General features: G+C 71.4%; 22 protein-coding genes, 1 tRNA gene and 1 pseudogene. 9 read left to right on the top strand and 15 right to left on the bottom strand.

Annotated elements, in window-relative coordinates:
* Nucleotides 1-6 precede the first annotated feature (6 nt).
* Together F8271_RS02955 and F8271_RS02950 are read left to right on the top strand one after the other, a co-directional pair.
* Nucleotides 7-1,983, top strand: coding sequence for a biotin carboxylase N-terminal domain-containing protein (locus F8271_RS02955; protein ID WP_151488040.1), 1,977 nt, complete (start codon nucleotides 7-9; stop codon nucleotides 1,981-1,983).
* Entirely contained in the window at nucleotides 1,980-3,170 is a 1,191-nt protein-coding gene (locus F8271_RS02950) for an acyl-CoA dehydrogenase family protein (RefSeq protein ID WP_151488039.1), read from the top strand. Before F8271_RS02955 ends, F8271_RS02950 begins: the two co-directional genes overlap by 4 nt.
* 1 nt (nucleotide 3,171) lies before the next feature.
* Here the strand turns inward: F8271_RS02950 and F8271_RS02945 are convergent, their stop codons facing one another.
* The 5 genes from F8271_RS02945 to F8271_RS02925 all read right to left on the bottom strand — a co-directional run bounded on the left by F8271_RS02945 (nucleotide 3,172) and on the right by F8271_RS02925 (nucleotide 7,928).
* Nucleotides 3,172-3,600: a very short patch repair endonuclease gene (locus tag F8271_RS02945; protein WP_225854132.1), complete on the bottom strand. Its 429-nt coding sequence runs from the start codon at nucleotides 3,598-3,600 to the stop codon at nucleotides 3,172-3,174.
* 73 nt (nucleotides 3,601-3,673) lie between these two features.
* The gene (locus F8271_RS02940) at nucleotides 3,674-4,480 is read right to left on the bottom strand and encodes a GIY-YIG nuclease family protein (RefSeq protein ID WP_192580116.1); all 807 of its coding nucleotides are present in this window, start codon (nucleotides 4,478-4,480) and stop codon (nucleotides 3,674-3,676) included.
* Nucleotides 4,473-5,651, bottom strand: a complete 1,179-nt coding sequence (locus F8271_RS02935) for a DNA cytosine methyltransferase (RefSeq protein ID WP_151488080.1) — start codon at nucleotides 5,649-5,651, stop codon at nucleotides 4,473-4,475. Before F8271_RS02935 ends, F8271_RS02940 begins: the two co-directional genes overlap by 8 nt.
* A 193-nt stretch (nucleotides 5,652-5,844) precedes the next feature.
* Nucleotides 5,845-6,990 carry a hypothetical protein gene (locus F8271_RS02930; RefSeq protein WP_151488038.1) on the bottom strand — a complete coding sequence of 382 codons (1,146 nt, stop codon included), beginning with the start codon at nucleotides 6,988-6,990 and terminating at the stop codon, nucleotides 5,845-5,847.
* The gene (locus F8271_RS02925; RefSeq protein WP_151488037.1) at nucleotides 6,987-7,928 is read right to left on the bottom strand and encodes a transporter substrate-binding domain-containing protein; all 942 of its coding nucleotides are present in this window, start codon (nucleotides 7,926-7,928) and stop codon (nucleotides 6,987-6,989) included. Before F8271_RS02925 ends, F8271_RS02930 begins: the two co-directional genes overlap by 4 nt.
* Before the next feature lie 156 nt (nucleotides 7,929-8,084).
* Here F8271_RS02925 and F8271_RS02920 point away from each other — a divergent pair, with 156 nt between their 5' ends.
* A complete protein-coding gene (locus tag F8271_RS02920; protein ID WP_151488036.1) occupies nucleotides 8,085-8,426 on the top strand; it encodes a hypothetical protein in 342 nt (113 codons plus the stop codon).
* On the opposite strand, the gene F8271_RS02915 is transcribed toward F8271_RS02920, so the two are convergent.
* The 7 genes from F8271_RS02915 to F8271_RS02890 form a co-directional block, all read right to left on the bottom strand.
* The gene (locus F8271_RS02915) at nucleotides 8,413-9,912 is read right to left on the bottom strand and encodes a serine/threonine-protein kinase (RefSeq protein WP_151488035.1); all 1,500 of its coding nucleotides are present in this window, start codon (nucleotides 9,910-9,912) and stop codon (nucleotides 8,413-8,415) included. The two genes, F8271_RS02920 and F8271_RS02915, sit on opposite strands and share 14 nt — an antisense overlap.
* Before the next feature lie 30 nt (nucleotides 9,913-9,942).
* Nucleotides 9,943-10,476, bottom strand: a complete 534-nt coding sequence (locus F8271_RS02910; RefSeq protein ID WP_225854131.1) for a hypothetical protein — start codon at nucleotides 10,474-10,476, stop codon at nucleotides 9,943-9,945.
* A 113-nt stretch (nucleotides 10,477-10,589) separates the two neighbouring features.
* Nucleotides 10,590-14,189 (bottom strand): adenylate/guanylate cyclase domain-containing protein, encoded by a 3,600-nt coding sequence (locus tag F8271_RS02905; protein ID WP_151488034.1) that lies wholly within the window; start codon nucleotides 14,187-14,189, stop codon nucleotides 10,590-10,592.
* A complete protein-coding gene (locus F8271_RS02900; protein WP_151488033.1) occupies nucleotides 14,186-15,022 on the bottom strand; it encodes an MBL fold metallo-hydrolase in 837 nt (278 codons plus the stop codon). The genes F8271_RS02905 and F8271_RS02900 overlap by 4 nt, the downstream gene beginning before the upstream one ends.
* Before the next feature lie 120 nt (nucleotides 15,023-15,142).
* Nucleotides 15,143-15,604, bottom strand: a complete 462-nt coding sequence (locus F8271_RS02895) for a RidA family protein (protein WP_151488032.1) — start codon at nucleotides 15,602-15,604, stop codon at nucleotides 15,143-15,145.
* A 55-nt stretch (nucleotides 15,605-15,659) separates the two neighbouring features.
* Nucleotides 15,660-15,815 (bottom strand): DUF4177 domain-containing protein, encoded by a 156-nt coding sequence (locus F8271_RS32135; RefSeq protein WP_007466198.1) that lies wholly within the window; start codon nucleotides 15,813-15,815, stop codon nucleotides 15,660-15,662.
* Nucleotides 15,816-15,859: 44 nt separating this feature from the next.
* Nucleotides 15,860-16,345, bottom strand: a complete 486-nt coding sequence (locus F8271_RS02890) for a hypothetical protein (RefSeq protein ID WP_151488031.1) — start codon at nucleotides 16,343-16,345, stop codon at nucleotides 15,860-15,862.
* A gap of 530 nt (nucleotides 16,346-16,875) precedes the next feature.
* Between F8271_RS02890 and F8271_RS02885 the strand changes: the two genes are divergently transcribed.
* From F8271_RS02885 to F8271_RS02875, 3 genes are read left to right on the top strand one after another with little or no spacing between them, the layout of a single operon-like run.
* Nucleotides 16,876-17,550, top strand: a complete 675-nt coding sequence (locus F8271_RS02885) for a hypothetical protein (RefSeq protein ID WP_370461848.1) — start codon at nucleotides 16,876-16,878, stop codon at nucleotides 17,548-17,550.
* Between the two features lie 26 nt (nucleotides 17,551-17,576).
* Nucleotides 17,577-18,554, top strand: a complete 978-nt coding sequence (locus tag F8271_RS02880) for an ArsA-related P-loop ATPase (RefSeq protein ID WP_151488030.1) — start codon at nucleotides 17,577-17,579, stop codon at nucleotides 18,552-18,554.
* A gap of 54 nt (nucleotides 18,555-18,608) precedes the next feature.
* Entirely contained in the window at nucleotides 18,609-19,760 is a 1,152-nt protein-coding gene (locus tag F8271_RS02875; RefSeq protein ID WP_192580115.1) for an ArsA-related P-loop ATPase, read from the top strand.
* A gap of 6 nt (nucleotides 19,761-19,766) precedes the next feature.
* Here the strand turns inward: F8271_RS02875 and F8271_RS02870 are convergent, their stop codons facing one another.
* Entirely contained in the window at nucleotides 19,767-20,087 is a 321-nt protein-coding gene (locus F8271_RS02870; RefSeq protein WP_151488028.1) for a WhiB family transcriptional regulator, read from the bottom strand.
* A 404-nt stretch (nucleotides 20,088-20,491) separates the two neighbouring features.
* Here F8271_RS02870 and F8271_RS02865 point away from each other — a divergent pair, with 404 nt between their 5' ends.
* Nucleotides 20,492-22,915, top strand: a complete 2,424-nt coding sequence (locus tag F8271_RS02865) for a transglycosylase domain-containing protein (RefSeq protein ID WP_151488027.1) — start codon at nucleotides 20,492-20,494, stop codon at nucleotides 22,913-22,915.
* A 166-nt stretch (nucleotides 22,916-23,081) separates the two neighbouring features.
* Here the strand turns inward: F8271_RS02865 and F8271_RS02860 are convergent, their stop codons facing one another.
* Complete coding sequence (locus tag F8271_RS02860) at nucleotides 23,082-23,537, bottom strand: GatB/YqeY domain-containing protein (protein ID WP_151488026.1); 456 nt, start codon at nucleotides 23,535-23,537, stop codon at nucleotides 23,082-23,084.
* Nucleotides 23,538-23,562: 25 nt separating this feature from the next.
* Between F8271_RS02860 and F8271_RS02855 the strand changes: the two genes are divergently transcribed.
* Nucleotides 23,563-24,456, top strand: coding sequence for a metallophosphoesterase (locus F8271_RS02855; protein WP_151488025.1), 894 nt, complete (start codon nucleotides 23,563-23,565; stop codon nucleotides 24,454-24,456).
* A 165-nt stretch (nucleotides 24,457-24,621) separates the two neighbouring features.
* Nucleotides 24,622-24,698: transfer RNA gene (locus F8271_RS02850), tRNA-Pro, on the top strand.
* Between the two features lie 67 nt (nucleotides 24,699-24,765).
* Here F8271_RS02850 and F8271_RS02845 read toward each other — a convergent pair.
* Nucleotides 24,766-25,083 (bottom strand): annotated as a pseudogene (locus F8271_RS02845) (tyrosine-type recombinase/integrase); the annotation flags it as partial.
* Between the last annotated feature and the right edge of the window lie 438 nt (nucleotides 25,084-25,521).

The following is a 25,521-nucleotide window of genomic DNA, read 5'->3' as shown; positions in this document are numbered from 1 at the left end:
GGCGCGGTGATCACCAGACTTCTCGTCGCCAACCGAGGCGAGATCGCCCGTCGGATCTTCGCCACCTGCCGGGCCCTCGGCATCACCACCATCGCGGTGTACTCCGACGCGGACGCGAACGCGCCGTTCGTCGCCGAGGCCGACCTGGCCGTACACCTGCCCGGGAACACACCCGCCGAGACGTACCTGGACATGGTGCAGCTCCTGCGCGCGGCCCGCCGGTCCGGCGCGGACGCCGTGCACCCCGGCTACGGATTCCTCGCCGAGAACGCCGAGTTCGCGGCGCGGGTCACCGACGACGCCGGGCTGACCTGGGTCGGCCCTCCGGCGAAGGTGATCGCCGCGATGGGCGACAAGATGGCCGCCAAGGCGCTGCTCGCCGACGCGGGCGTGCCGATGCTGCCCACGTGGACCGACGCCGACCAGGTGGCCGACTACCCCGTGCTGGTCAAGGCCACCGCCGGTGGCGGCGGCCGGGGCATGCGGGTGGTCCGCGACCAGGACGGTCTCGCCGAGGCCGTCGCCTCCGCGCGCCGCGAGGCGGCCGCGGCGTTCGGCGACGGCACGGTCTTCATCGAGCGGTACGTCGAGCGCGGCCGGCACGTCGAGGTGCAGATCTTCGGTGACACCCACGGCACGGTGGTGGCCCTCGGGGCGCGCGACTGCTCGATCCAGCGCCGGCACCAGAAGATCGTCGAGGAGGCTCCGGCGGTCCTGGCTCCGGAGTTGCGGGACCGGCTGCACGCGGCGGCGGTGGCCGCCGGTCGGGCCGTCGAGTACGTGGGCGCCGGCACTGTGGAGTTCCTGCTCGCCCCCGACGGCCAGTTCCACTTCCTGGAGATGAACACCCGTCTCCAGGTCGAGCACCCGGTCACCGAGGCGGTCACCGGGCTGGACCTGGTCCGGCTGCAACTGCTGGTCGCCGAGGGCGAGCCGCTACCGCTCACGACGACTCCGCCGGCCGACGGCCACGCGATCGAGGTACGGCTCTGCGCCGAGGATCCGGCCCAGAACTTCCGTCCGGTCACCGGCACCCTGCACCGGTTCGCCATCCCCGGGTTGACCGGCGAGTTCACGCCGACCAAGGGTCTGCGCCTGGATTCCGGCGTGCTGGACGGCTCGACGGTGAGCGTGCACTACGACTCGATGCTGGCCAAGCTGATCGCGTGGGCGCCCACCCGCGCCGAGGCGGCCCGGGCGTTGGCCGGCGCGCTCGCGCGGGCCGAACTGCACGGTGTGGCCACCAACCGGGATCTGCTGGTGCGGGTGCTGCGCAGCCCCGAGTTCGGCGCGCTGGAGGTCGACACCGGCTTCCTCGACCGACATGCGGAGGTGTTCGCCCCGCTGCTGCCCGCCGACCTGCTGCCGGTGGCGGCGCTGGCCGCCGCGCTCGCCTCGGCCGCCGCGCGGCGGGCGACCGCCCCCGTGCTCGCCGGGCTCCCCTCCGGTTGGCGCAACGTGCCGGCGTTCCCCCAGGTGGCCCGGTACGTCGACCGGGCCGGGCAGGAGATCGAGGTCCGCTACCGGTTGGACCGCGACGGCAGCCTCGCCGAGTGGTCGACGGATCCGGCCGGTGAGATCCCGGCCCGGCTGGAGGAGGCCACCCCGGACCGGGTGGTGCTGACCGTGCTGGACAGCCGTTGGCAGTTGCGCGTACACCGGATGGGGTCGGAGGTCTTCGTGGACGGCCCGGCGGGGGCGGCGAGCCTCACCGAGCTGCCCCGTCTCCCGCTACCCACGGTGGAGCTGGCGGCCGGGTCGCTGCTCGCGCCGCTGCCCGGCGCGGTGACCCGGGTGCACGTCGAGGTCGGCCAGCGCGTCTCGGCCGGCGATCCACTGCTCACCCTGGAAGCGATGAAGCTGGAACATCCCGTGCTCGCCCCGACCGACGGCGTCGTCGCGGAACTGCCGGTGCCGGTCGGCGGCCAGGTGGACACCGGAGCCGTGCTGGCCGTGGTCAACCCCGAGGAGGACCCCCGATGACCTTCGACCTCACCCCCGAGCAGGACCAGCTTCGCGACGCCGTGCGGGCGTTGGGCCGGCGCTACGGCCACGGCTACTTCGTCGAGAAGGCGAAGGCCGGCGAACACACCACCGAGCTGTGGGCCGAGGCGGGACGGTTCGGCTACCTGGGGGTCAACATCCCCCCCGAGTACGGCGGCGGGGGCGGCGGCATCACCGAGCTGGCCATCGTGTGCGAGGAGTTGGCCGCGGCCGGCTGCCCGCTGCTGCTGCTGGTGGTGTCCCCCGCCATCGCGGCCACCGTACTCAACCGGCACGGCACCGAGGAGCAGCGCAAACGGCATCTTCCCGGCCTCGCCGACGGGTCGCAGAAGATCGCTTTCGCGATCACCGAACCGGAGGCCGGCTCGAACTTCCACCGCCTCGGCACGGTGGCCCGCCGCGACGGTGACGGCTGGCTGCTCAATGGCCGCAAGTGCTACATCTCGGGGGTCGACGAGGCCGGTCACGTGCTGGTGGTGGCCCGTGTCGCCGTCGATGACGGCCCAGCCGGCTCAGGGGACGCGTCTCCGCAGAGGCTGAAGCCCGCGCTGTTCCTGGTGCCGACCGACGCGGCCGGACTGACCCGCTCCAAGCTGGACATGGAGATCATGTCCCCGGAGAACCAGTTCCTGCTCTACCTCGACGACGTGCGGGTGCCCGCCGACGCGCTGGTCGGCGAGTCGCTGGACGCCGGACTGCCGGCGCTCTTCGCCGGGTTGAACCCGGAGCGGATCACGGTCGCCGCGATGGGTGCCGGCACCGGCCGGTACGCCATCGAGCGGGCCAGCGAGTACACCGCCACCCGCAAGGTCTGGGGTGGCCGCAGCATCGGCTCACATCAGGGCGTCTCGCATCCCCTCGCCCACGCGGCGGTGCAGGTCGAGCTGGCCCGCCTCATGATTCAGAAGGCGGCCACCCTGTACGACGCCGGCCGGGACCTGGAGGCCGGGGTGGCCGGCAACATGGCCAAGTACGCCGCCGGGGAGGCCGCCGCGCTCGCCGTGGACACCGCCGTGCAGGCCCTCGGCGGGGCGGGCATGACCACCGAGTACGGGGTGGCCACCCTGCTCGGCGCGGTGCGCGCCGGCCGGATCGCCCCGGTCAGCCGGGAGATGATCCTCAACTTCGTCGCCCAGCACGTCCTCGGCCAGGACAAGTCCTATTGAGCTACGAGCTATACCGTCGCTTATGCACGGCGTCACTGATCATGGCAGCGGTGGCGGTCGAATCGTCGTGCTCCCAGACAGCAATCAGAAGCCAGCCAGCGTTCGCCAACGCCTCAGCATTCTTCTCATCTCGCGCGATGTTGCGCGCGACTTTAGCGGACCAGTAGGCGCTGTTCGCCGCAGGCCTACGATAGTGCTGCGGACAGCCGTGCCAGAAGCAGCCTTTGATTTCGACAGCAACGCGCGCGGGCCGAAAAACGATGTCTGCTTTCATACGAAGATCAGGGAGCGGCTTCGTGCAGACCCTGTAACGAAGTCCCCGTGCATGAAGGGCGCGGCGCAGCACCAACTCAGGCTTGGTGTCTCGGCTCCGGTTGGACTGCATCGACCGGCGAACGACTGAGTTCGCCGCCCACGACTCGTCAGACACGAGGTCCACTATACGACGGGGAGTGCGTTCGGCCGCATTCGAGACCGACAGGCTGGCCGGCCGGGCGGCCGACCTAGTCCTCGCCTTCTTCGTCTTCCATGTCGTCCTCGTCCGTTCGCCCGTACGGGTCAGTCCGCTCGGCAAGCACACTGCCGACCAGGCCAGTCACATCGATCGCGGAAGGCACGGGCTCTGGCCTGCCCTCGACGTGCGCAAGGCGGGCCGCGGAGATGTATGCCAGCCGGACGGCCTGAATGACCAGTACACGGCGCAGCCCGGGCGACACTTCACCCCGCTCGTGCGCTACTGCCGCAAGCCGCGCAATCGTTTCAGCCCGTCGTGCAATCCGCACATCGGGGTGTCCCCGCTCATCCCGCGCCTCTCTACTGATTAACTGGAACCGCCGCGAGGCAGGCAATCTGACCGTCGATGAGACGGGTGGGATCTTTTCATTGAGGATTGCGCGAAATCGGCTGACCTCAATCGCATTTAGATAAGCTGTGTACTCGACCGCATCCAAACGCTCTTGCGCTAACTTAAACCCGCTTGGATCGCGCTTCTTTGTGACGTCCTCGAACTCCCACAGCGGCCAGAACTCGATCTCGGCCACCTCGAAGACGTCTAGAATCCTCATCGCCACGGCGTCGGTGCGTTGGTTCGTCAGATGCCGTCGGACACGGGTACGCAGCCTCTCGTTCGTCTGCCCGACATAAATAGGTTCTCCGTCATAGTCGAAAAACGCATAGCAGCCCCACCGCGCGTCGGCCCACTTGCGGCCCTCACTATCGCGAGCAGACAGCGCTTCGTCGAGCAGCGATCGGAACTCACGGACGGAGTTCGCGGGGAGCTTGTTCCTGGCCGGCCGCTTGGCGTCAGCCATTGACGACTGCCAACTCTAGCCGAGCGGACGACGCATGCATCTCTCCGCGGACCAGGGGCAGCAGGTAATGCTCGGCCAGCCACGACACCACCGGCACGCACACCGCGTCTCCGAAGCCAAATAGAGCTTGGTTGTTCCGGAGATCCGTCAGGGTGTAGTCACCAGCACCCATCAACCGCGCATACTCAAGCGGCGTCATCCAACGGACGCGCACCTGGTGCCTCCCGGCTTCAACCACTGCCTGCTTCGACGAGCCACCGCGAGCCGTGCGCAAGCATCCAGAGATGTCGTCAGGTCGGATTTCCCAGGTCGGCTTACCCTTCCGCGTCCGACGGTATGCAGTCCGGTATGACGGCATCGTCTGCTTCTTCAGCACCGCGAGGCGCTCTGCCTGAATGGGCGACAGCGAAGCGAGGAAGGCCTCGCGACGTTTGTCGTCCCACCAGCCGTCAGGCCCGACCTGTTCGACGAGAGCCGAGAGACCGGACGTCAGCGGAGGCGGCGGCGCAGGAAGCGCTGCGCGGTGAGTCCTCAAGGTCGGATCGCCGAAGGGCGCCTGGAGCCAATCGGGACGCAACTCGCCGTTAGGCATGGGCTCGTCGTCTGGCGGGTTGAGCGCTGCGACGACGAACAGACGCGGCCGCGACTGTGGCACGAACCGTCGCGCGTCCAGCGTCAGCACGTCCGCCGAGTAGCCCAGACGGTTCAGCTCACGGATCGCTGTCGCCAGGTCCTCGCCCCCATGGCTAGTGGCGAATCCGACGACGTTCTCCAGGGCAACTACCGACGGACGCGCGTCGCCCATCTGCTCCAGCACCTTCGTGAAGCCCCAGAAGGTCGAAGACTCGCTACCACTGAGGCCTCGACGCCAGCCCGCCAGAGAAAGATCGGTGCAGGGGAAGGAGGCCCAAGCCACGTCCAACCCGTCGGGCATGTCACTGCCCTTGACGTCACCGACATCACCAAGGTTGAAGGCGTGTGCATCGTCCTCACCAAAGTGGCCGACGTACATCTCCTTCTTGGCAGGCTCGATGTCGTTGGACCACACGACCCTGATGCCCGCCTGTTCCAGACCGAGGCGCACCAGACCGATACCGGCAAAGAACTCGGCCGCCCTGGGCATGACGCTGCCCGGTCCGGCAGGAACACTGATCAGTTGTGGCGCGATCATCACCTGGCGACCCTAAGACAAATTCCGCCGCAAATCGATCCTGCGTGCTCAGTGTCGCAGCGGCCAGCACCGGCTCGCTCTGCCCGGAAAGGGACAGCCAGCCCGCACGCCGGTGGGGCCACCACGTGCCGGTGCCAGTCTTTAACTGGCGCGTTCTGCTCTCGGGGATAGCGCAGCGTCAACGCGGGCGTGATCAGCCCGGCGCTCGGCAGGCGGCGTCGATCCGGTGCACCGGGCGGACGCGGCGACCCATGCCCTCCAGCAGCGAGTCCTCGACGTGGAAGTCGTGGATACGCAGCCGGTGCCGGGGCAGTTCCTCCTCGCTCGGGCAGAGCACCTGCGCGCGTACCAGGTCGACCGGGACGTACCGCACGCCGCCGCGCTCCTGCAGGATCACCATGTTGACGTCGTCGGTGGTGATCACGTGCCCGCGTACGTCCTCGGTGGGGCCGCCCGGTGCGCCCACGGTGGTGACGGTCAGCGGCAGCACCGGGGTGCTGATCACCGGGACCGCGGCCCAGACCAGCATGGCCAGCACCGCCACCTCGGTCACCGTCGCCAGCGGTCGGATCACCATGCCGGGCAGCGGCCCGGCGATGAACACGGCCAGCAGCGGCGGCACCACGACGAGCGCCAGCACCAACCACTCGCGCTGTGCCGTTGCGTCGCGCAGCGTGGGCAGCAGGAGCCAGCCGTACCCGGCGAGCAGAGCGACGATCAGGAGCACACGGGGCAGGTGCCGCTCATGCAGCCGCTCGGGGCGCAGTTGGAACGCGGCCACGAACGCGGGCAGCAGCAGCGGCAGGTAGAGCAGCGGCCAGGTGAGCAGGGCGAGCAGGAAGCTGGCGAGCACCACCCAGGCGGGGGTCACGTCGGCCCAGCGGGCGAAGAGCGGACGACGACGGGTGCCCGGCGGCAGCCGGTCCGCGCTGACGGCCAGCACCGCGCCGAGCGCGAAGACGGCGACCAGCCCGGTGGACAGCAGCCGGGCGGCGGTGGTGAGGAAGCCGGCGAGCAGGTTGACCGGGCCGACGTTGGCCACCAGCAGCAGTGTGGTCTGGAGTTCCCCGCCGGCCTCCACGCCGAGTCGCAGCACCGAGAAGATCGCCGGTACGCCCACCACGGCGGTCCAGAACGACTGGCTGGCCCGCGCGCGTCGCTCCGCCGGATCCCACCGCACGCGCCCCGGCTCGGCCCGGTCGGCGATCGGCTCGGCGGGTTCGGCCACCGGCACGGCGGCGGGCCACCCGGCCGGTACGGCGCCGGCGTCGGGTGGCACGGCGGCCCGGGGCGGTGGGACCGGACTGTCGCCACCGATGGCGGTCGGTGCCGTGCTCACTTCGAGGGCGCCTTGTCGTCGAAGTCGACCAGCTTCGGCACGTCCAGCGGCTGCGGCTGGCGCTTCTCGGCGCGCAGCCACGGGCCGAGGGTCCGGTTGTACGCGGTCTGCCACGGGCTCGCCTGGCCGTCCCGGCCCTGCTGGTAGCTCTTCTGCAGGATGAACGCGACGAGGTCGCGCAGCGCCGGGTCGCCGATCGGCACGCCGATGCCCAGCAGTTCGCTGGTGCCGAAGGGCAGGTCGACGATCTCGAACTCCTTGGGATAGCTGGCCAGGAATCCGGCGAGGATCGTCTCGTCGGAGCTGACCGCGTCGTAGCGCCCTTCCCGGATGCCCTCGACGCAGTCCGCGACGTCCTTCACCACCAACGCCTTGACCTGGCGCTTCTCCAACTCGGCCTCGGTGGTGGAGCCGCCGCTGGTGCAGATCTTGTAGGCCGGATCGCGCAGGTCCTCAATGGTGTGGATCTTGTCCTTGAGTCGGGTCGTCACCATCACCTCCTGCGTGGTGACGAAATACGGCCCGGCGAAGCTCACCAGCTTCTTGCGCTCCTCGGTGATGGAGAAACTGGACACCACCAGGTCGACCATGCCGCCCTGCAGGGCCGGGATGCGGTCCTCGGTGGCCACCGAGACGAACTCCAGACGCTGGTCCCCCTCGTAGCCGAGGGAGGCGGCCACGTAACGGCCGATCTCCACGTCGAACCCGACGTGTTGACCGTTGCGCAGGTCGCCCATCAGCGGCTCGTCGGTGGCCACGCCGATGCGCAGCTTCGACTGACCGTAGATGTGCGTCTCGCGCAGCTTCTCCCGCACCGACGGCAGGTCCGGTTCCTTGCGACTGTCACAGCCGCCGGCGGCGGCCAGGGTGAGGGTCAGGGCGACCGCCAGCGTCGTCGCGACGGCGCGGAGCCGGGACTGGAATCTACGTGGGTTCATGGTGACCTCGCTGACGCAACAGCCTGCGGAACACCGAGAGTAACCACTCCGGTCCACTGCGTACGCGCACGCGCCGGGCCACCCGGCGGGATTGGACGATCGGCGCGGCGTCGGCTCTCCGGTTGACAGCCGACCGGGGCCGGACATGCTGGAGGGGTGAGTCAACTACCCAGGCCCGATGCGCGGACGGTCGCGGTGGTCGCGGCGCTGGGAGCCCTCGCGCTGCTGGCCACAGTGATCGTCTGGCGTCGGCAGGATCTGCTCGGCGTGGTGCTCGCGCTGCTCTGCGTCCTACTGGCCACCGTCGCCGGGGTCGCCACCTCCGCCGCCCGACAGCGTGACACGCCCGAGCCGGCGGATCGTCCGGCAGCGGCCGGCCCACCCGAGTTGATGCCGTACGGGATCGACGCGGACACCCTCGACGCGCTGGACAGCCGGGACGCGTTACGTGCGGTACGCGACCGGCGGCGCGGGTCGGACGGGCTCAGCGATCGGTGAGGGTGGGCGCGCTGAGCGCGTTCACGCCCCGCCCGGCCAGACAGCGGTAGGCGCGGTCGACGCTGCCCTCGACGGGTGGCAGCACCTCCAGGTGCCAGCCGGTCGGTTCGGCGATCCCGGTGGTCAACCGGAAGGTGGTGGCGCTGCACACCTGCCGTACCGGCTCGGCGGCGACCACCTCGTCGTACTCGGCGCCGACCAGCGACACCGGCAGCAGACCCTCGGCGTACGTCTCCCAGGTGTGCGTCCCCGCGCACGGGACGCGGGCCGCCTCGGCGCGGGTCCCGCGGATCCGCATCGGGCCGAAGCACTCCAGCTCGGGCAGGCAACGGGCACCGTCGGGCAGGGCGGTCGGTGCCCCGGGGCCGGTGGTGCAGCCGGGCAGCGGCCCGGTCGCCAGCGCGGCGACCTGGCTGGCCGAGGGCGACGGGTTGGCCGGCGGCGAACTGTCGGCCACCCAGGCACCGGCGGTGGCCGAGGCGGCGAGCGCGAGCGCACCCGCACCGCCGAGGAACCAGCGTCGCCGCCAGCGCCGACCGGCGGGGGCCGTCGGATGGGCATCCTCGACGGCGGGGCGGGGAAGCGGCTGGCTGGTGACGTACGGCCCGGCGTAGGTCGCGCCTCCGCTGACCGGGGCACCGCTGACCGGCGCCGACGGTGGGCCGAGGGGCAGCCCGGCGAGCATCTCGTGCAGTTCGAGGGCGGAGGGCCGCTCGGCCGGATCGTTGGCCATGCCGGCGCGCAGCACGTCGATCAGTTCGTCCGGCACGCCCGGCAGGCCGGGCAGCGGCTGGTTGAACATCTCCAGCACGGTGACCAGGCTGGGATTGCGCTCGGACTGCCAGCGCGGCGGCCGGCCGTGCATCACCGCGTAGAGGGTGGCGCAGAGGGCGTACACGTCGACGGCGGGCGACGGCGGGCTGTGGCTGAACATCTCCGGCGGCGCGTACGCCGGGGTGAGCACCTCCAGGGTGACCGAGGCGTCCCGGGCCTCGGCGAGCACGGCCAGGCCGAAGTCGGCGAGCACCGCCGAGTTGAAGTTCGAGTAGAGGATGTTCGCCGGCTTCACGTCCCGGTGCAGCACTCCGGCTGCGTGGGAGTGGGCGAGCGCGTCAGCGATCTTCATGCCGAGATCGCGGGCCTCGACCGGGCCCAGCGGCGAGGTGCGCATCCGTTCGGCGTACGACCCGTCGCAGAGTTCCATGATCAGGTAGGGGTGCTGGTCGACGGTGACCCCGACGTCGAAGAGATCCACCACGTGCGGGTGCGACGACATCCGGCCGGCCGCCCGCGCCTCACGCAGGAAGCGGGCCTGGTCGCGCTCGTTGCCCAGCGTCCGGTTTTCCACCTTGACGGCGACCTCGCGCCCCACCGAGATCTGGGTGGCCTGGTAGACGGTGGCGTAACCGCCCCTGGCAAAGACCCGCAGATCGGTCAGACCGGGCACGATCGGCACCGGCAAGCCGCCGGTCGGGGTGTCGGTCACTGCTCGAAAATACCCAACCCGGCCGACGGCTCAGCGCACCGCGTCCGCCGGAGCGGCCCCGGCGTCCCCGACGTCGCCCGCCGCACCGCCACCGGACGACGTCACGTCGCGGCCGGAGGGCGTCCCCTCGGCACCGCCGGACGTCGCGTCGGTGTCGCCCGACGCGGCCCTGCGGGCGTCCAGGCGCAGACCGATCGCGGTGGCCACCGCGCCCAGCCCCTCCCAGGCCGCCACCCCGAAGAACCGGTCCGGTGCGATGTCGGCCAGCACCGCGATGGTGAACACCGTGAACGTGACCAGCCGGAAGACCACCGTGAACCGGTAGAACACCCGCCACTCGGTGACCGAGGCGAGCAGGTAGTAGACGCCCATGTTGAACGCCGCCATCGAGGACGCCAGCAGGAACGTGCCCGTGTAGTCACCGGCGGCACGGGTCGCCGGCACCTCGAACCCGAGCATGCGCAGCTGCACCTCCGGCCAGAGCAGCCCGAGCGCACCCATCACCAGCGCCAGCACACCGAAGACCGCGATGGTCCAGCCCGCGATGGAACGCGGCAGCTTCATGACAGGCCTCCCCAGGCACGACGGCGACGGCCACCACTGTGGACCGGTCGACGGTGCTACCACGCTAGCCCCTGGGCCCGACGAACCACATCCCCGAAACCGCCAGATTCAGGTCACGAAGAGAGGCGGAGGCGCAGCGCGTCCGCGGCGGCACGTTCGCTGCGTTGCTCGGTGGCGTACGCCAGGCGGACCGCCTCGTCCGCGCAGGACCGGGCCTCCTGCGGGTGACCGCAGGCCGCCAACGCCTCGGCCAGCACACCCGCCGCGATCACCTGGCTGCGCACGTCCTCGGCCGGTGCGCTGACCGCCCGCCGCGCCCAGTCCAACGCCTGCTCCCGCTGGCCGTGCGCCAGCAGCGCCGACGCGTACCGGGCCATCGTCTGGCGACGGGAGAAGAGCAGTGACGGCGCGCTCGCGGCGGCGGTCGCCACCGGTGCGAGCAGCCCGACCGCGGTCGCCGAGTCACCGCCGGCCAGCCGGGCGGTGGCCAGCAGCACCCGGGGCGCGACCTGCGCCGGTGCCTGCGGGTTGTGCGGCTCCACGGCGGTCAGCACCTCACGGGCCACCCGCTCGGCCGTCTGGCAGTCGCCCATGTCGAGGGCCACGAAGCCGCGCAGCGTCCCGGCCATCCCGGTGAGCAGCGGATGCGAGGTCAGCTCCGCGTACGACAGGGCGTCGGTCAGCAGGTCCGCCGCGTGCTCCGGCTCGCCCAGCCCACGCGCCACCACGGCCCGGACCACCAGCGCGAACCCGCGCCCCCAGTCGTCGGACGCGGCGGCGAACTCGCGGTACGCCCGACGGGCCTCCCGGTCCGCCTCGGCCAGCTCACCCAGCTCGGCCGTGGCGTACGCCGCCACCGCGCGCAGCGTGCCCACCGCCCACGCCTCGCCGACCCGCTCACCGAACGGCAGGAAGACCTGCGCCAGCCGACACGCCTCGCCCAACCGACCGGCGAGCAGGCGCGCGAACGCGGTGGTACCCCGCAGCCAGGCGCGCCCGTACGGGTCTTTCAGCTCGGCGAAGAGCCGGGCGGCCCGGCCGAGCACCGCGTCGGTGCCGGCAAAGTCACCCCGGGTGGTGGTCACCCAGGCCAGGTTCTGCAACGACCAGGCCTGCCCGTGTCGATCCTGCGCACTGAGACTCACCTGGTACGCGGCGGCCAGCCGGCTGCTGGCCTGACTCAGCCGTCCAGCCACGAAGTCGGCCATGCCGAGCCGGCGCATCGCCGAGGCGCGCAGGGTGGGCAGCTCGCCGGCCGTGGCGACCTGCAACGCCTCCTGCCAGGCGGACACCGCCCGGTCCTGGTCGCCGAGGGTCTGCTGGGCCTGACCGGCGAGCAGCAGGGCACTGGCCCGCACCGCCTCGTCGCCCGTGTTCGCGGCGATCTTCTCGGCGAACGCGAGCGCGTCGACGACCCGGCCGATCTGGAGCAACGCCCGCGCGTGCACGACCCGGTCGGCCGGCGGCACCCCGTCGCGGGCCAGGTCGGCGGCGCGTTCGGCGTACTCCACGGCCATCGCCGGCTCCCCGGCGGACAGCGAGCGGCGGGCGGCCCGACCGAGCGCGGCGACGCCGAGCGGGCCCACCGCCCGGGCCGACGCGTCGGGGCGCAGCTTCACCGCGTCGGCGAGCCTCGCGGCCCGCTCGACGTGCGTCGCCACGAAGTCGTCGCGGGCCTCCTCGCTGAACCCGCCCACCGTGCCGGCCGTGGTCCCGTCCACCGGTGCCGCCCAGCGGGCCAGCGCGGCGTGTCGCTCGGCCAGCTCCGCCTTGCTCACCCCGGCGTACGCGGCCTCCCGCATCAGGGGCGTCGCGAACGCGTAGCCGGCACGGGTGCGGTGCAGCATCCGGCGTTGCAGCAGCTCCTCCACGGCCCGGTCGAGTTCCACGGCGACCACCGCCGACGGTCGGCCGTCCCGGCCGGCGCGCTGCTCCCGCAGCGCCTCCAGCGCACCGGTCGGCACCGTGTCACCGACGACCGCGGCGTCGCGCAGCACCGAGCGGGCGTCCGTCGGCAGCGCGTCGATCCGGGCGGCCAGCACGGCGGCGAGGTCCCGGGAGAGCAGCCGACTGCCCAGTGAGCCGGGCACCAACCGCCAGCCGGACGCCGGACCCTGGTCCCGTACGCCGGGGGCGGGCCGTTCCGCGGTGGTGAGCGCGCCCCGCTCGATGAGCAGGGTGACCAGCTCGGCCAGGTAGAACGGGTTGCCCTGAGCGGTGGCGAGCAGCCGGTCGGCGTCGGCCTGGGGCAACTTGCCGCCGCCGAGATAGCTGGTGAGCAGCCGGGCCGCGTCGGCACCGCGCAGCGGCGGCAGGGAGTGCACCTCGGCGTCCGCGACCCGGGTCAGGGCGCCGGCGGTACGCACCAGCTCGGGCCGACCGAGCAGCAGCACCAGCACCGGGCCGGTGAGCCGGGACAGGGTCACCCCGAGGGCGCGGATCGTCTCGGCGGTGGCGTCGTGCAGGTCGTCCACCACGATCACCAGCGGTGCCTCGGCGGCGAGCCCGCTGAGCAGGTCGGCGACCGCGTTCGGCACCGCCTCGGCGTCGGCCGGCACGCCCGCGCCGCCCCACTCGCCGTTGTCGGTGCCGGCGTGCACGGGGAGTTCGGCGTAGCCGAGCAGGGCGAGCAACTGGTCGACGGCGATCGGGGGCGCGTCCGCGTCGGCACGGACGAGCCGCTGGCCGAGCCGACGCAGCCGCTCCTCCACGGCGGGGCGGGTCAACGCGGTGGCCGCGTCACTCGGCAGGCCCACGGCGGCGCGGACCAGGTCGGCCAGCGGCGCGAGTCGGCGTCGCTCACCGAAGGCGGCGCAGCGCACCGAGAGCACCCGGGCGCCGGTGTGCGCGGCGTACCGGCCGGCGCCCACGTCGTACCCGGCGGCGAGGCGTTCCACCTCGGCGGCGAACCGGGACTTGCCGATGCCCGCCTCGGCCGTCATCAACAGCACCCGCGGGTCGCCCTGGTCGATCACCTCGGCGAGCCGGCCGGCCACCCGGCCGATCTCGGTCTCCCGGCCCACGTACGGTGCCTCGTCGCCCAGCCCCGAACGGGTGCCCGGCGCGTCCAGCAGACCCAGCAGCTCGTACGCCTCGACCGGCTCACGCTTGCCCTTGAGCCGCAGCGGACGCAGCGCCCGCCAGGACGCGACGTGCCGGGTGGCGGCGGCGGTCCGGCCACCCGCGTAGACCGCGCCCACGGCGGCGGCGTCGGCCAGTCGAGCGGCGGTGTTCACCGTGTCCCCGATGACCGTGTACTCGATGGCGGCCTGGATGCCCGCGATCACGTCACCGGTGTTGAGCCCCACCCGCAGCCCGAGCGGCGCACCGCCGCCCCGCTCGTCGTCGAGCACCCGGCGGACCGCCCGCTGCATGGACAGGGCGGCACGGACCGCGCGTTCGGCGTCGTCCTCGTGCGCGACCGGGGCCCCGAACACCGCCATGATCCCGTCGCCGGTCAGCTTGTCGACGTGCCCACCGAAGGTCTTCACCGCGCCCGCGAGGGCGGCGAGCACCCGGTCGGTGACCGCGCCGACGCGTTCCGGATCGAGATCCTCCGACCATGAGGTGAATTCGGAGAGGTCGCCGAAGAGCACGGTGACGACCCGGCGCTCGGCCGCCGGCAACGTCGCGGCGGCCGGCAGCGCGGCACCGCAGTTGTGGCAGAACCGTGCGCCGGGTACGGCGACGGTTCCGCACACCGGGCAGGTCACGTGTGCTCCAACCCACTGACCCCCGGCGCTGATTCCCCGGTGCCGACGCCCAGATACTCCAGTTGGGCACGGACCGACCATTCGGCCGCCCACCACAGCGAGCGGTCCACGTCCGCGTAGACCGCCCCAACCACCTCGGCGGGGGTGTGGGCGCCAGCGTCGACCGCCGCCCGGACCTGGTCCAGCCGGGCGTGCCGGTGGGCCAGGTAGAAGTCGGCGGCGGCGGCGCAGTCGGCCAGCGCCGGGCCGTGGCCCGGCAGAGCCGGGATCCCGGCGTACGCGGAGAGCAGCTCCAGGCTGCGCAGGTAGTCGCCGAGGTGCCCGTCCGGGTGGGCGACGACGGTGGTGCCCCGGCCGAGGATGGTGTCACCGGTCAGCACCACCCGCTCGCCGCCGTGCTCGACGAGGAAGCAGACCGAGTCGGCGGTGTGCCCGGGGGTGTTCAGCAGGCGGATCTCCAGGCCGAAGCCGCCGAGCTGCTCGGCCGGCTCGGTGAGCGGGTCACCGCCGATGGTGTGTGCGGAATCGACGGCCAGGACGTGCACGCCGCCGAGCAGCTCGCTCAGTCGGGCGGCGCCCTCGGTGTGGTCGAGGTGGCCGTGGGTGATCAGGATCAGCCCGACCGGGCCCTGCTCGGCGATCCGGGCCAGGTGCCCCTCGTCGGCCGGCCCCGGGTCGACCACGACGCAGTGGTCCGCCTCCGGGGCGCGCAGCACCCAGGTGTTGGTGCCGTCGAGGGTCATCGGCCCCGGGTTGGGAGCACGCAGCAGCGAAACCCAGCGGGGCAGCTCGTCGGCAAGCGCCGCCACCGCCCCCGTCACGTGCCCACTCATGGCTGCGATCGTACGACCCCGCTCGCCACGCCCCGCGATCTTGCACTTGCGGCACCTGATTCGTGCCCGTTCACGACATTCGTCGGGGCAGAAAGTGCAAGATCGCGGGAGGCGGACGGGTCAGGCGACCTCGACGATCAGCTCGATCTCGACCGGGGCGTCCAGGGGGAGTTCGGCCACCCCTACGGCACTGCGGGCGTGGCGTCCGGCCTCGCCGAAGACGGTGCCGAAGAGGTCGGAGGCGCCGTTGATGACGGCGGGCTGGCCGGTGAAGCCGGGCGCGGAGGCCACGAATCCGGTCACCTTGACCACCTTGACCACGTTCTCCAGACCGACCAGCGAATCGACCGCCGCCAGGGAGTTGAGCGCGCAGCGCTGGGCCAGATCCTTCGCCTGCTCGGCAGAGATGCCGGCGCCGACCTTGCCGGTCGCCAGCAGCTTCCCCTCGGCGATCGGAAGCTGACCGGAGACGTACACGTGCTGCCCGGACTGCACGGCCGGCACGTAGCTGGCCACCGGCGGCACCACCTCGGGCAGTTCGAGACCCAACTCGGCGAGCTTCGCGTGCGGGCCGCTGCTCATCGCGTCACCCCGTTGTTCGCGACTGCGGGGCTCCGCTGCGCTGCACTCCTCGCGCTCACGCCTTGGGCCGCTTCAGGTAGGCGACCAGCTGGTCCGGGTTCGGGCCGGGGACCACGGCGACGAGCTCCCACCCGTCCTCGCCCCAGTTGTCGAGGATCTGCTTGGTCGCGTGGACCAGCAGCGGGACCGTGGAATATTCCCACTTCTGCATCGCTGAAGGGCTCCCTCTCGGTGCGGAATTGTTCGAGGCACAGCCTACGGTCCGCTGGCCGAGCGAGGTGCGGGACGTTGCTCCGGCGGCGCCGGAAGCTCACCGCACGGCCCGGCGTGCTCGTACCCCTGGGGACAGCGCGACCGGTCGGGCAGCAGCAGGTCGCAGAAGACCCGGTGCCGGTTGTTCTGGTCGTCGGCGTTCGACACGGTGGTCTCGCCGGCGTCCAGCTCCGGCAGGAAACCCAGGGATTCCGCGACCCGACCGGCCAGCACGGTGGCCGCCGCCAGGTCGGGCACCCGGATCGGCAGGTGGATGACGAAGCCCGGCTCGTCGTCGTCCCGGACCCGCTCGTTGGGACGGCTGGACGCGCGGACGACCTCCGGCGGCTCGGGAAACCGACGGTACGACCGCTCGTTGACAGGCAGGCTGCCGAACAGCCCGCTGGCCGCCTCACCCACGGAACCCGTCCGGCGGAGCCGGTCGTTGGTCGGGAACTGGGTGCGAGGGATGTTGTCCGCGTCGCGCATGCATTGCCTCCGGTCGTACCAGTCGGATCTCGCTTACCGTCCGGACGATTCGTCCATTCCGGCCCCCCCGCACCGGGACGAAGGTAGGTCCGCAGTGGCAGTCCCGCCAACAGGGCGCGCACGATCAGTCACGTAGAGTCACATATGTGACACATTGGAGGTAGGAATCCCGACTGCGACTGTTTTCGCCGCCCGGTCGGTCGAGCCGATGGGCCGGACGGCGCAGTAGGGGCGACACCGACCCCCTGGTTGACCGCTACCCTTCCGGTCGGACGGTCGCGCTGCGCCCGGCCGCCCGCTCGATCACGCTCGGCGCCACCGGTGGCGGCCGGGCGCCGCACCCCCGGGGGAACGAGATGACCCAACCGCCCAGCGGCGACCAGGCCGGCCCGCGCGCTCTCCCGTCGGCCGACCACCCGGACACCGCCGGCCAGCCCGGCGCTCCGGCAGCCACCTCCGGCCAGCCCGGCGTCCCGGCAGCCACCTCCGGCCAGCCCGGCGCTCCGTCCATCCCCGCTCAGCCCGCGCAGCTGCCCGCCGCCGAGCAGCACGGCCAGCTCGCCCTTCCCGCGCAGCCCGCCCGGCCGGCGCTCCCGGCGCAGCCGACCGTCCCCACCCAGCCCGGTGCGCCGGCCGGTGTCCCCCAGCCGGACACCTCCGGCGGCGCGGCGGCCCCGTCGGAACCGGGCACCGAGGCCCCGGGGTCGATCCCGCCGCCACCACCTGCCTACCCGCCCTACCAGGCTGCCGTCGAGCCGCCGAAGAAGAAGCGCGGCCTGCTGATCGCGGCGATCGCACTGGTCGTGATCATGGTGCTCTGCGTGGGCGGCGGCGCGGTGGCGTTCCTGACCCTGCGTAACGCCGAGAACGGCGAGGGCGCCAAGGAGCCGGCTGTGGCCGTCGACGAGTTCCTCACCGCGATCTACAAGGATCGCGACGCCAGCAAGGCGGCCAGCCACGTCTGCGCCGCGTCCCGCGACGACAAGAAGATCTCCGCGAAGGTCGCCGAGGTGCAGAAGTACGCCTCCGAGTACCAGAACCCCCGTTTCCGGTGGACCACCCCGAAGGTGGACAACCAGACCGGGGACCGGGCCACCGTCTCCACCCGGGTCACCATGACCACCGCCGACGAGAAGGTGGCCGACCAGGACCTGCGCTTCACGGTGGTGCAGAAGACGGGTTGGTGGGTCTGCGAGGTCGCGTGACCCGCGGGCCTGGATAGGCTCGACGGGTGCGTGCAGCTGAGCGGCCGACCGACCCGGCCGGTACCGGATGGTCGGCGCGTCTCCACGTGGTGACCGGCAAGGGCGGCACCGGCAAGACCAGCGTGGCGGCGGCGCTGGCCCTGGCGCTGGCCGCCGGCGGCCGGCGCACCCTGCTCGTGGAGGTCGAGGGCCGGCAGGGCATCGCCCAACTCTTCGGCATCGACCCGCTGCCCTACGAGGAGCGGCACCTCACGGACGCGCCGGACGGTGGTGAGGTGCGCGCGCTCGCGGTGGACGCCGAAGAGGCCCTGCTCGAGTACCTCGACATGTTCTACAAGCTGGGTGCGGCGGGCCGGGCGCTGCGCAAGCTGGGTGCCATCGACTTCGCCACCACCATCGCCCCCGGCCTGCGCGACGTGCTGCTCACCGGCAAGGTGAAGGAGGCCACCACCCGCACCTCGGGTCAACGGCGCGCGTACGACGCGGTGGTGCTGGACGCCCCGCCGACCGGGCGGATCGGCCGGTTCCTCAACGTCACCGCCGAGACGGCCCGCCTGGCCAAGGTCGGCCCGATCAAGACCCAGAGCGAGGGGGTCGCCGCGCTGCTGCGGTCCCCGATGACCGCGGTGCACGTGGTCACGCTGCTGGAGGAGATGCCGGTGCAGGAGACGGTGGACGCGATCGCCGACCTGACCTCGCTCGGCTTCGGCGTCGGCAAGGTGATCGTCAACGGCACCCGCCCGCCACTGCCCGCCGGTCGGGCCGTCACCGCGGCGGAGCTGAAGCGCGGGCTGGTCGCCGCGGGTCTGCCGGCCGACCGGGACATCGTGGCCGGTCTGCACGACGAGGCCCGTGACCAACTCATCCGCCGCGAGCTGGAGGATTCGCTCCGGGCCGACCTGGTGGAGTTGGGGCTGCCGATGGTGGAGCTGCCGTTGCTGCCGGACGGGGTGGACCGGGCGGGTCTCACGACACTGGCCCAGGCCCTCGTCAGGGCGGATTGACTCACACCTGAGCTCGGCACGGGCGCACGGACCCACGCGGCCCGATACGCTCGATTGGTGCCTTCCGAAGACGCGGCGCCGCGGCTGGACGTCGACCAGATCCTCGCCGACCCCGGCGTGCGGATCATCGTGTGCTGCGGTGCCGGCGGGGTGGGAAAGACGACCACGGCCGCGGCGCTGGCGCTGCGGGCCGCCGAGCAGCACGGCCGGCGCACGGTGGTGCTCACCATCGACCCGGCCCGCCGGCTCGCCCAGTCGTTGGGCCTGACCGAGCTGGACAACACCCCCCGCCAGGTCAAGGGGATCGACGTCGAGACCAGCGGCGGCGAACTGCACGCCATGATGCTCGACATGAAGCGCACCTTCGACGACGTGGTGCTTCAGCACACCGATCCGGCGAAGGCCGCGGAGATCTTCGCGAACCCGTTCTACCAGGCGATGAGTTCCACCTTCGCGGGCACGCAGGAATACATGGCGATGGAGAAGCTGGGCCAGTTGCACGCCCGCGGCGAGTGGGACCTGATCGTCGTGGACACTCCGCCGTCGCGCTCGGCACTGGATTTCCTGGACGCGCCGGCCCGGCTGTCCCGCTTCCTCGACGGCCGGATGCTGCGCCTGCTGCTGGCTCCGGCCCGCAGCGGCGGCCGGAGCATGTTCACCCTGGTCACGGCCTCGTTCGGGATGTTCTCGAAGGTGGTGCAGAAGGTGCTCGGCGCGCAACTGCTCACCGACCTGTCCGGGTTCGTGGCCGCACTGGATTCGATGTTCGGCGGATTCCGGCAGCGAGCCGAGCAGACGTACCGCATCCTGCAGGCACGGGAGACGGCATTCGTGCTGGTCGCGGCCCCGGAGCCGGACGCGGTCCGGGAGGCCGCCTACTTCGCCGGCCGGCTGCGGGAGGAGAAGATGCCGCTGGCCGGTCTGGTGCTCAACCGGGTGCACCGGCCGGCGGTGCCGGAGCTGGACGCCGCGCAGAGCCGGGCCGCCGCGGAGCGGCTGACCGAGCTGGGTGGGCATGAGGCCACCGCCGACGTGCTGCGGGCGCACGCCGCGTTGGCCCGCCAGGCGGTACGCGAGCAGGAGGTGGCCGCGCGGTTCACCGAGGCGTTCCCGGCCGTGCCGGCGGTGTCGGTGACGGCGCAGCCCGCCGACGTGCACGACGTCGACGGGCTGCGGACGATCGGCACGGCGATCAGCCGGCCGTGATCGGCGTCAGGTGGCCGCGCTGACCAGGATCTTGTCCTTACCGGACTTGTCCTTGCTGTTCTTCTTCATCGCGGCCTCGAACATCTTGCGCCAGCTCGTCACCTGAGGGTGACGACGCAGCAACGCCCGGCGTTCGCGTTCGGTCATGCCACCCCACACACCGAACTCGATCCGGTTGTCCAGTGCGTCGGCCAGGCACTCGTACCGAACTGGGCAGCTCCGGCAGATCCGCTTTGCCACGTTCTGTTCGGCGCCCTGTACGAACAACGCGTCCGGGTCCCCGTTCTGACACGCCGCCAGCGACGGCCAGTCAGTGATCATGCCCATGTGTACACGTCCCCCCTTGCAGTACCTACCGACCTCGATGCGCGTCAGCCGGCAATTCCCCCCGATCGCCCGGCCTGCCTTCCCCAAGGCGGCGCGGACGACATGTGGCGCTGTCGCCGCCCCCATCATGCTCTGTAGTCGACTGATTACGCAACGTTGTCGACGAAATCCATCATTCCGGACAGTCCCGGCTTCCCGGGCGCTCGACCGCCGGTTACCCCGCCGAGGTCGGCGAAAACGCTGCGCGGCCTCTTCCGATCGGAGGAGACTCGCGGCAGGTCACACGCAACCACGCACCGGGGGTCGTGCGTTTAGCACAACGAGGGCAGCGCGCGCAGGAAATGGGGAAAGAACGCCCCAGCGCCCCTCGTTCCCTACTCGCGTACCCTGTCGAGGTGACCTGGATGCGGAAACGTGACCACAATGTGCTGACCAACGCCGCATCGCTGCTTGTGTGTGGCCTACTGGCCGGCGTGGTGGTCGCAGCGGCGGCCTTCCCCGCGGTGGCGATGTCCGGCTTGGCCGCGAAGGCCGGCGCCGAGACCTTCGGCGCCCTGCCGACGGAGTTCACGGTGGCCCGCGCGCCACAGATCAGCTACCTGCTGGCCTCGGACGGCAAGACACCGCTCGCGACGATGTACGACGAGAACCGGCGGGACGTGAAGCTCGCCGACATCTCCCCGTACATGCAGAAGGCCATCATCGCGGCCGAGGACCATGAGTTCTACAAGCACAACGGCGTCGACATCAACGGTGTCGCCCGCGCGTTCGTGAACAACCAGAGCGAAGGCTCCGGCCGGCAGGGCGCCTCGACGCTGACCATGCAGTACGTCCGGCTGGCCATCGCCTACTCGGCCACTCACCCGGCCGACGTGGTCGCGGCGACCGAGGACACCAGCGCCCGCAAGCTCCGCGAGATGCGGCTGGCCCTCCAGGTCGACAAGGAGTTCTCCAAGGACGAGATCCTCACCCGCTACCTCAACCTCGCCTCGTTCGGCAACGGGGCGTACGGCATCTACGCCGCCAGCCAGGTCTACTTCGGCAAGCCGCCGAGCAAGCTCAAGATCGAGGAAGCGGCGCTGCTGGCCGGCATGGTGAAGGCGCCGACCACCAACGACCCGACCACCAAGGCCGGCTACCCGCTCGCCCTGGACCGGCGCGACTACGTCATCCAGAACATGGTCGACATCAAGGCCATCACCCAGCAGGAGGCCGACGCCGCCAAGGCGACGAAGCTGGCGGTGAAGGACAAGCGCACCCCGAACGGCTGCATCGCCGCCAACGTCAACAGCTGGGGCTTCTTCTGTGACTACTTCTACCGCTGGTGGATGCAGCAGGAGACGTTCGGCTCGACCACGTACGACCGGGAGCGGCGGCTCAAGAGCGGCGGTTACACCGTCGTGACGTCGATCGACGTGCAGGCGCAGCGGAGCGCGGACAAGGCGGTCCGCAAGGCCAAGAGCGAGAACAGCAAGGAAGCCGCCATGGTCGCGGTGGTCGAGCCCGGCACCGGCCGGGTACGGGCGCTCGCGGTGAACCGGCAGTTCAAGCTCGACGACCCGCGGCACCCGAAGAACAAACTGTCCAGCGATCCGGCGAAGAGCAAGCAGGGCATCCGGGGCAACTACCCGGCGACCGTCAACCCGTTGATCACCGGTGGTGACGGCGTCGCCGGGTACCAGGCCGGCTCGACGTTCAAGCTCTTCACCATCGTCGCCGCGTTGGAGAAGGGCATACCGCTCAGCTACACCATCAACGCGCCACAGCAGTTCAAGTCGGAGTACATCATCGACAGCAGCAGTCCGGCCGCCTGTAAGGGCACGCACTTCTACTGCCCGACGAACGCCAACCTCAAGGCCGCCGGCCCGCAGAACATGTGGACCGCGTTCGCCCAGTCGATCAACACCTACTTCGTGCCGCTACAGCAGCAGGTCGGTGCGGAGAACGTGGTCGACGCCGCCAAGCGGGCCGGCATCCAGTTGCGGTCCAGCAGCGACGCCAAGTTCGGCGGGACCAAAGAGGCAGCGCACCAGTGGGGTGCCTTTACCCTGGGCGTCTCCGCCACCACGCCACTGGACCTGGCCAACGCGTACGCGACCTTCGCGGCAGACGGCAAGTACTGCGATCCGATCCCGGTGCAGGAGATCCGCGACCCCGAGGGCAAGAAGCTGGACGTCGCCAACCCGCGCTGCGAGAAGCGGTTCAGCACCGACGTGGCCCGGGCCGCCGTGGACGCCGCCCGCTGCCCGCTCGGCGACAACTCCTCGACCAGCAAGTGCGGCAACAGCCGCACCGCCAGCGTGGTCAAGGGCATCGTCGACGCGCCGGTGGCCGGCAAGACCGGCACCACCGACTCGGGAAAGACCGCCTCCATCGTCGCGATGACCAAGCAGTACGCGGTGGCCGGCATCATGGCCGACCCGGACTGGCCGCAGACCAACGTCAAGATGAAGCACGCGGAGAAGGACGGCATCAACCCTCCGGTGTACGAGACGCTGCGCGACGCCATGAAGGGCAAGCCGCGCATCAACTTCGAGCCTCCGGGGCAGAAGATCTCCGAGGGTGACCAGCGCAGCATCCCCGACGTGAAGTGCCAGCCGGTGGACACCGCGAAGTCCCGGATCAAGGGCGCGGGCTTCGAGCCGGTCGTCTCCGACACGAAGGTGGCGTCGTCCTGCCCGGCGGGCACCGCCGCCGGCACCAGCCCCGACGGGCGCACCATCAAGGGCGGCGTGGTCAGTATCCAGGTCAGCAGCGGCGGTGGCACCCCGCCGGCCGGCAACAAGCCCGGCCAACCCGGCAACCCACCTGGCCGCCCCGGCGGCTGATCGACCAGCAGTACGCGCGAACGGGCGGGCACCCACGTCGGGTGCCCGCCCGTTTCGTCTGGCCGGACCTGCCGCTGCCGGACGGCCGCGAGCAGAGTTGCCGATCCACGCCGCAGGGCCGCGCCCGCTGCCGGGGGCAGGTGCCGCGCGCCGCAGAGCCGACGGGTCAGAGACCGAGCTGTCGGCGTACCTCGGCAGCCACCCGGCCACCCTCGGCCTGGCCGGCCACCGCGGCCTGGGCCGCCTTCATCGCCGGGCCCATCTGGGCCTTGCCGGTGAAGCCGCCCTCGGCGAGCGCCCCCGCCACCAGCTCGGTCAGCTCGGCGTCCGAGAGCTGCCTGGGCAGGTAGCGGTCCAACACCTCACCCTCGGCGGTCTCCTTCGCGGCCTGCTCGGAGCGACCGGCGTCGGCGAACGCGGTCGCCGCTTCGCGGCGCTTCTTGGACTCCTTGGTCAGCACCGCGAGCACCTCGTCGTCGGTGAGCTCACGCTTGGCCTTGCCGGCGACCTCGGCGGTGCCGACGGCGGCCAGGGCCATCCGCAGCGTGGAGGTGGTCAGCTCGTCGCGCGCCTTGAGCGCGGAACGCATGTCGGCGGTGAGGCGGTCCTTCAGCGTGCTCATGGTCGGTCAAACTACCCTGAACGCCATGCGAAAGCGCACACTATTCCGGCTTGCCGCCGGAACCGCCACGGTCGGCGCGGCCACCCTCGCGTACGCGTCGCTCGTCGAGCGCAACATGTTCACCCTGCGGCGGTACGACGTGCCGATGCTGCCGGCCGACGCGGAGCCGCTGCGCGTACTGCACCTGTCGGACCTGCACATGATGCCCGACCAGGCGCGCAAGCAGCGCTGGGTGGCGTCGCTGGCCGCTCTCGACCCGGATCTGGTGGTCGTCACCGGCGACAACATGGCGCACCCCGGCGCGGTGCCGGGCGTGCTGCGGGCGCTGCAACCCCTGCTGGACTTTCCGGGCGCGTTCGTGTTCGGCTCCAACGACTACACCGGGCCGGTGTTGAAGAACCCGTTCACCTACTTCCTGCCCGACCGGGAGTACACCGAGGGCGTCGACCTGCCCTACGAGGAGCTGCGCCAGGTGTTCGCCGGCGCCGGCTGGATGGACCTCAACAACGCGCGGACCACCCTGAAGGCCGGCGGACGGCAGATCGACGTGGTCGGCGTGGACGACCCGCACATCGACCGGGACGACTACCCGGCCGTGTCGGGCGTGGTCTCGTCCTCGGCCGACCTGTCCATCGCGCTGACGCACTCCCCCGAACCGCGGGTGCTCGACCAGATGGCGGCGGACGGCTTCGGACTGCTGCTGGCCGGGCACACCCACGGCGGGCAGGTCTGCGTACCGGGCTACGGGGCGCTGGTGACCAACTGCGGGCTGCCCCGTTCGATGGCGCGTGGCCTGCACCGGTGGCCGGGATCCGACTCCTGGCTGCACGTCTCCGCCGGCCTGGGCACCCACCCGACCGCGCCGGTCCGCTTCGCCTGCCCCCCGGAGGCCAGCATCCTCACCCTCATCCCCCGCTGACGCGCACCCCCGCCGGCGCCGGTGGCACCCCCGCCGGCGCCGCCGTCCCGGGCCGTCCCCGGTGGCGGGATCCGCACAACGTCAGGGATGTTGCTGCCGACCCGTCCGGGCGGGGTACCGAGTTTGACCATCGGGGCGGATGGGCTACTATTTGTCGGCACGCCTCGGGGTGTGGCGCAGCTTGGTAGCGCGCTTCGTTCGGGACGAAGAGGTCGTCGGTTCGAATCCGGCCACCCCGACCAGAGGTCAGAGGGCACATCCGATCCATGGATGTGCCCTCTGGTGCGTCCTGGGTGACCAACTGAGTGACTACGCCTCACTGGTCGGCGCGAAGATGCGGTCCATGACCGCCGCGCCCTGGAGCAGCACCGGCCGGAGCTGGTGACGGTAGACCAGCTCGGTAACGGTGGTGCCGGAGTGCCCGCACAGGTCGGCGATGTCCTCCAGGCTCACCCCGCTGTCGGAGAGCAGTGACACGAAGCTGTGCCGCAGCTCACGAGGTGTCCAGGCGGCCGGATCGAGGCCAGCCAGGGTGACGACTCGGCGGAAGGCCCGGCGGACGTTGGCCGCATCGAGGGCAGTGCCGACAGTCAAGGCGAAGACCAGCCCGAGCGGCTGCCAGTCCTTGCGGAGCACGCCCGTCCAAGAGCTCCGAGCCGTGCGGCCGGGTTTGCGAATCGCACCGAGCCTTGAGCGACAGGGTTCCCGCACAGTCTTCGACGTGCTGGGCGCATCGCACGCCTCGGTGAACCGGGCAGGGCGTTCGCAAGGTGGAGGTATGCCCGTTTAGTCGATTCCGAGTAGTTGTAGGGATCGGTGCGGGTTCCCGGCTGTTTCGTCGTAGGGTTTGCGCGATCGAGGTGATGCCGGCCAGGCGGAGCAGGCTGATCGCGGTGTTGCGGAGGGTGGCCAGGGCGCGGGGTGCGTTGCCGGTCCGCAGGCGGCTGGCGTCTTCGCGGTAGGTGGTGTCGCGGATGTGGTGTAGGACCTCGATGGACCAGTGACCGCGTAGCCAGTCGGCTAGTTCGGCGGGGTCGGCCTGCTCGGCGGTGAGGTTGGTGATCG

The organism is Micromonospora sp. ALFpr18c (assembly GCF_008868155.1).
GTDB lineage: Bacteria > Actinomycetota > Actinomycetes > Mycobacteriales > Micromonosporaceae > Micromonospora.
The sequence above is the reverse complement of the archived record's forward strand: the minus strand, read 5'-3'. Positions and strand labels throughout refer to the sequence as shown.